This window comes from Nocardia sp. bgisy134 (genome assembly GCF_965341865.1).
Lineage (GTDB): Bacteria > Actinomycetota > Actinomycetes > Mycobacteriales > Mycobacteriaceae > Nocardia.
In genome coordinates this window covers 1-5,340 of sequence record NZ_CBDQZP010000045.1, presented here as the reverse complement: position 1 = coordinate 5,340, position 5,340 = coordinate 1, and the positions used below count along the sequence as shown (strand labels likewise).

The window sequence follows — 5,340 nt, the reverse complement described above, 5'->3', positions numbered from 1 at the left end:
GGGCGTACCGGAATCAGACGCCCCTACTGTCATGGTCGGGCCGAGCGACTCAGACGTTCGCGTTCCGGCTCCTGGCCAGCGCCTTCTCCGCCAGCTTGCGGCCGAGGTCGGCATCCCCGACGGCGAACGACAGGATGTCGGCGAGGCGCACCACCTGGCCGCCCGCCCCCCATGTGCCCTCCGGGATGTCGGGCGTGAACACCCAGACGCGTTGCGGATCATGGGGATAAGCGCCCGCTTCGGCGTCCAGCACCGCTTCGGTGATCTCGGCGACCATCGCGCGGCGTCGTTCGTCGTCGAATTGACCTTCGGGCGCGGCCGTATAGAACCGGTAACGCGGTGCGTCCGTGGCCGGTTCGCCTGCGACATACATTTCAGGCCGGTGCAGGGCCAGCCATGCGATGGACCGCACGAGCGGGTTGGCCGGGTCGGCGCCCTCGTGACGAAGGACGATATCGGTGACGGTCGCGATGAGCGCCCGCTCCGCGTCAGGGGACAGCGCGCCGGCGGGGATGTAAGCGTCGATATTGGGCATGAAAGTACCTCCAAGGTTGGGATGTGGTCCGCCCGAAGCAGCGACGGGGGATGGCAACTCGGGCGAGGATCGCCTCGGTTCACCCGAGGCTTACGAGATTCGCGTGTCAGCGCGCCCCCGCCGAAGCGGGCAGCACCCCTTCCGCGACGAGACCGGCGACGACCTTGTCCGAGACGGTGCCCAATGCGCTGCCCGGCCGGATCATCACGGTGAATTCTTGAATAAGACCCTGCTCGTCCAGCTGGATCAGATCGATCCCTTGGATCTGCAAGTCGCCGACGGCCGCCCGGAAGACCAGCAGATGCGATTCGGCATCGACTCCCGCTGCCGTCTCGGCCGATCCGATGAGTTCGCCGGTGTACCGGAAGTCCTCGAAAACTTGCGTGAGCAGCACACCGAACACAGTTCGTATGACGGCGCGGCCAGCGAAAGGCGTGAACTTCATCGGGCTGTAGAAGCGGGCGTCGGCGGCGAAGAGCGGCTCCAACGCCGGAAGATCACGCGCTTCGACGGCCGCGCGGAAGGTGTCCACAGCGGACATGCGACTCGACCTCCATAGTCAATAAGTTTGCTATCAACGTTCTAGACCATATCGTCTAACGATCGCTTTGGCCAGAGGAACTTTCCTCGCATCACGAGGCTGCGCAGGCGCGAGGCCGGGCAGCGGTTTCGCCGAACCGGGATGGCACACAGCGCTGTTCGGGCAGCCACTCGCGATGCCCATCGGTGGCGACGCGACTCCACCCGCCCATGCGACCTCGGGCCTCGGTGCGGGGTTGCCGACGGGGCCGGGCGGCCTGTGCCGGTCGGGTCGCGGGCGATCCGTCGCGCGGCGAACGGGGCGCGGCCGGTGGGCGAGCCCACCCGAGGTCTGAGCATTTCCAACCCGCGGGTGGATGATCTTCCGCGCGCTCTACGAGGAGAGTTGATGGTGTCATTCCGGGACGCCTTTCCAGGGTGTCCCGAAAGCGCTCAGTTGAAGGAAAGATCATGAAATCAACCACAATGCGCGCAGCCGTCGCAGCGGTAGCGCTCGCACCTATGATCGCCCTCGGCTCAGGCGTTGCTACCTCGGCCCCGGCCGTCGAACCTCCTGTGCCCGTTCAGGTGGCGCCCGCCTCCGACCAAGTTCCCGCGCAGGTCGAGCCGGCCCTTCTGTGGTGGAACCCATTCCTCTGGTGGGTCTGCTTCGTCCCGCCGATCTTCCCGTTCGGTACGGGCATCTGCTTCGCATGACCTAGCAGCAACACGACAATGCGCCGACAACGCCGCGCGTCACACACCAGTTGGCGTGGTGACCTGTAGTAAAAGTGCTATTCGATACAGCACCTCCGACCGGACTCGATACCAGGGAAAGAACAACGACAAGGCCTGACGCCGTCGCGCCGCGAGGTCTTGTGCGAGAAATGTGCCGACGTCATTCGCGCCGCACGGGAGCGTTGCGGCTCCAGCGATGGGATGGACATGTTCAGGAAACTCGAAGTGGCCGTCCTCGCGGTGGCGGCAGTCCTGATGCCGGCCGGGGCGCAACTGGGCATCGCGCATGCCGCGGCCCCGGCGGTGCTCGGCGGCGGCTCCGGCATCGTCGTCGGCGACCAGGGCATCTGCACGCTCACCACTATCGGGCACGATGCCGCGGGTCGGCTGGTCGGTCTCACCGCGGGTCACTGCAGCGAGGCGGGCACCTCGGTCACCGCCGAGGCCAACCGGGACGCGGGCGTGGTCGGCACCTTCGCCTACACGAACCCGGAGATGGACTACGCCGTCATCGTGTTCGACCCGGACAGCGTCGTCCCTGTGAATCGCGTGGGCAACACGACGATCACCGCAGTGGGCGGGCCTGCGCAGTTCCCGGACATCGCCTGTAAGCAGGGCTACACCACGGGCCAGACCTGCGGACTCGCCTACGGCGACGTGTTCCAGACCAACAACTGGGCCTGGACCCAGATCTGTGTCCTACCCGGAGACTCCGGCGGGCCGGTGGTGGTCGGAACGACGTTGGTCGGCATGGTCAACGGCTACCTGTACGTGCCGTGCCTCGGGCCGCAGCTGGGCGGGAACATGGCCGCCATCATCGAGGACATCGACCGACGCGGTGGCGTCGGCGCGGGCTTCCGCCCGATCTGACCTGCCACCGCACCGAAAGGAGTCGCCGCTCCGACGGCGGCGCCGAGGCCGCGAACGGACCTCACCGAAATTGCCTGCTCCTACCGATCGTGATGATCGAGCACGCCGCTCTCGATGGCGCGTTCGACCAGGAATACCCGCTTCTGATTCGGCGGCAGGGCTTCGACGTCGAAAATCTTGAACAAGGCTCGCATGTGGGTTTTGACCGTGGCGACGCTCAGGCACAGATCATGGGCAACCTGCCAGTTCGACGCGGGGTAGGTGAACGTGGTCTCCGAGTCGTAAGGGCGACACAGCGCCTCGAGAATCAGATACTGGGCGTCGGTCAGCGAATTCCGGGTCGGCAGCCTGACCTGGACGACCGTTTTCTCGTCTTCGGACGGGTGGCCGTCGTTGAAGACGAATACCGATTTCCCGAGGCGAATCGAATCGCCGGACGCGAGCTTCCGAAATCCGCCGATGCGCTCGCCGTTGACGAAAGTCCCGTTCGTCGACAGCCCATTGTCGATGACGACCCAGCAACCGCCGACTCGCTCGATGATGGCGTGCAGACGCGAAACGGTCGCGTCGGCCGTCACGATGATGTCGGCGGCGTCCGACCGCCCGATCGTCATGCGGGTCGCGCCGTGATCGAGGGAAATCTCGCGCCGGCCCCCGTGGCGGTCCCGGTGGGACAGAGTGGCACAACCGTCCGGCTGTGGCCGCGCACGCGCGTCCGCTGCTGAGTACGACCCGTTACGCAGCGCCTTTTGTCCGTGTGGCGTGGACATGATGCGTAGTTCCCGTTCCGAAGTACGTCATGACTACGAGCACCCGACCCATAACACAGAATGCGCTATCTCGTGGCTAATTGCACGCGATCGTCGGATCCTGCTCCGGCAACTCCCGTGCGTGCCGCACGCTCACGGGCGGAAGACGGCTCGTACGCAGCCTTCGCGCCTGTTCTTGAACAGGTCGTAGCCGCGGACGGAGTCCTCGAGCGACATGTCGTGGGTGATCAGATACGTCGGGTCGAGCTCACCGCGCCGGACGTAGTCGAACAACAGGGGCACATACCGCTGGCCGTGCTGCTGCGCGCTGCGGATGGTCACATTCTTGGTGGTCACCGCACCCATCGGGAACTTGTCGATCATGTCGTGGACGCCGAGCACGGCGACGATCCCGCCCTTGCGGCAGGCGAGAATCGCCTCGCGCAGCGGGGTCGCGCGATCGGTCTCCAGGCGCAGCAACTGTTTGGCACGGTCGTAGATCCGGTGCAGACCCGTGCCGTGCCCCGCCATGCCGACGGCGTCGATGCATGCGTCGGGTCCGCGTCCGCCGGTCTCTTCGCGCAGCGCCTCCAGCACGCTGTCCACGGCCGTGCAGTCGATCGTCTCCGCATCGAATGCCTTGCGCGCCAACGCGAGCCGTTCGGGCAGCCGATCGATGACGACCACCCGTTCCGCACCGAGCAGACGCGCGCTGTGCCCAGCCATCAGACCCACGCCGCCGCTCCCCCACACCGCGACCGTGTCGCCCGGCGAGATGTCGCAGAAGTCGGCGCCCATGAACCCGGTCGGCACCGCGTCCGACAGGAACAGCGCCTGCTCGTCGCTCACGCCCTCGGGGACGGCGAAGCAATTCACGTCCGTGAACGGCACCCGGACGTACTGCGCGTGCGAGCCCTGATAGCCGCCGAACGGGTGGGTGGACCCGTACCTGCCCGCGGTCGGGTAGCCGAGCATCGGCTGTTGCATTTCGGCATTCGGATTCGTCGTGTCGCACAGCGAGTACAGGTCGTTGTCGCAGTACCAGCACGCGCCGCAGCCGATGAAGGACGGCACGACGACGCGCTCGCCGACCGCGTGCGCGCGGACCTCCCTGCCGATCTCCACCACCTCGCCCATGAACTCGTGACCGAACACGCTGCCTTCGCGCATGCCCGGCAGGTATCCGTCGATGACGTGCAGGTCCGAACCGCAGGTCGTGGTCAGCCGGACCCGCACGATGGCGTCGTGTGGATTGACCAGGGTCGGCTCGTCGACCGTTTCGACCGTCAGATCGTCGACACCGTTCCAGCAGAGTGCGCGCATGTCGCCTCCTCGGTCAGCGGGCGGCCGCCCATGTGCTGGGATCGTGTTCGAGAGTGGGCAGCTCACCGGTCTGCATCAGTGCGCGCGCCCGGTAGAGCGCCTTGAAGGCCGCCGCCCCGGCCAGGAAACCGGGCAGCGGCGCCGCGGCGCGGATCGTCACCTCGGTGCCGAGGCCGCGTGGCGCGTCGGCGAAATAGACCCCGATCTCGGGGCCGTCCTCGCGCGCCGCGCCGTCCTCGGCGACGTCGACGAACCGCAGGCCGTCCTCCTCTGTCACCAACATCGTCTGCCAGGTCAGCACGCCCTCGTCGCCGTACAGTAGCGTCCACTCGTAGTCCGCCGGGCTGGTCGCGCTGACGTCGCCGATATCGCCGAGCACCCGAGACAAGTTCTCGGGATCGCGCCAGAACCGCTCGACCTCGGCGCGTGGCCGGGCGACCGTCACGGTCTGCCCGCCCGCTGTCCGGCTCGCCGCATCGCGCAGTTTCCCGACCAGGTCGGTCAGTTGATCCTTGGCCGCGTCGATGTAGTACATGGACGTCCCTTCGAGCGGTCTCCTGGCACGTCCTCGGTGCCGGACTCCCGTGTGCGCTTCCCCGACCGCCT

General features: G+C 66.8%; 6 protein-coding genes. 1 reads left to right on the top strand and 5 read right to left on the bottom strand.

The window, feature by feature from the left end; translation table 11 throughout:
* Positions 1–49 precede the first annotated feature (49 nt).
* Both ACRWNM_RS36420 and ACRWNM_RS36415 read right to left on the bottom strand, forming a co-directional pair.
* The gene (locus ACRWNM_RS36420; RefSeq protein ID WP_431972714.1) at positions 50–535 is read right to left on the bottom strand and encodes a tautomerase family protein; all 486 of its coding nucleotides are present in this window, start codon (positions 533–535) and stop codon (positions 50–52) included.
* 106 nt (positions 536–641) lie between these two features.
* A complete protein-coding gene (locus ACRWNM_RS36415; protein ID WP_431972713.1) occupies positions 642–1,076 on the bottom strand; it encodes a nuclear transport factor 2 family protein in 435 nt (144 codons plus the stop codon).
* A 923-nt stretch (positions 1,077–1,999) separates the two neighbouring features.
* On the opposite strand from ACRWNM_RS36415, the gene ACRWNM_RS36410 reads away from it, so the two are divergent.
* The gene (locus ACRWNM_RS36410) at positions 2,000–2,662 is read left to right on the top strand and encodes a S1 family peptidase (RefSeq protein WP_431972712.1); all 663 of its coding nucleotides are present in this window, start codon (positions 2,000–2,002) and stop codon (positions 2,660–2,662) included.
* Between the two features lie 80 nt (positions 2,663–2,742).
* On the opposite strand, the gene ACRWNM_RS36405 is transcribed toward ACRWNM_RS36410, so the two are convergent.
* The 3 genes from ACRWNM_RS36405 to ACRWNM_RS36395 form a co-directional block, all read right to left on the bottom strand.
* Positions 2,743–3,276: an FHA domain-containing protein gene (locus ACRWNM_RS36405; RefSeq protein ID WP_431972711.1), complete on the bottom strand. Its 534-nt coding sequence runs from the start codon at positions 3,274–3,276 to the stop codon at positions 2,743–2,745.
* 288 nt (positions 3,277–3,564) lie between these two features.
* Complete coding sequence (locus tag ACRWNM_RS36400) at positions 3,565–4,734, bottom strand: zinc-dependent alcohol dehydrogenase (protein WP_431972710.1); 1,170 nt, start codon at positions 4,732–4,734, stop codon at positions 3,565–3,567.
* Between the two features lie 13 nt (positions 4,735–4,747).
* The gene (locus ACRWNM_RS36395; protein ID WP_431972709.1) at positions 4,748–5,269 is read right to left on the bottom strand and encodes a hypothetical protein; all 522 of its coding nucleotides are present in this window, start codon (positions 5,267–5,269) and stop codon (positions 4,748–4,750) included.
* Positions 5,270–5,340: the final 71 nt, after the last annotated feature.

What these genes read in the sequence shown, in the direction of transcription:
- ACRWNM_RS36410 (WP_431972712.1), top strand. Translation starts at nt 2,000, where the DNA reads ATGTTCAGGAAACTCGAAGTGGCCGTCCTCGCGGTGGCGGCAGTCCTG.
- ACRWNM_RS36405 (WP_431972711.1), bottom strand. Translation starts at nt 3,276, where the DNA reads ATGACGATCGGGCGGTCGGACGCCGCCGACATCATCGTGACGGCCGAC.
- ACRWNM_RS36415 (WP_431972713.1), bottom strand. Translation starts at nt 1,076, where the DNA reads ATGTCCGCTGTGGACACCTTCCGCGCGGCCGTCGAAGCGCGTGATCTT.
- ACRWNM_RS36395 (WP_431972709.1), bottom strand. Translation starts at nt 5,269, where the DNA reads ATGTACTACATCGACGCGGCCAAGGATCAACTGACCGACCTGGTCGGG.
- ACRWNM_RS36400 (WP_431972710.1), bottom strand. Translation starts at nt 4,734, where the DNA reads ATGCGCGCACTCTGCTGGAACGGTGTCGACGATCTGACGGTCGAAACG.
- ACRWNM_RS36420 (WP_431972714.1), bottom strand. Translation starts at nt 535, where the DNA reads ATGCCCAATATCGACGCTTACATCCCCGCCGGCGCGCTGTCCCCTGAC.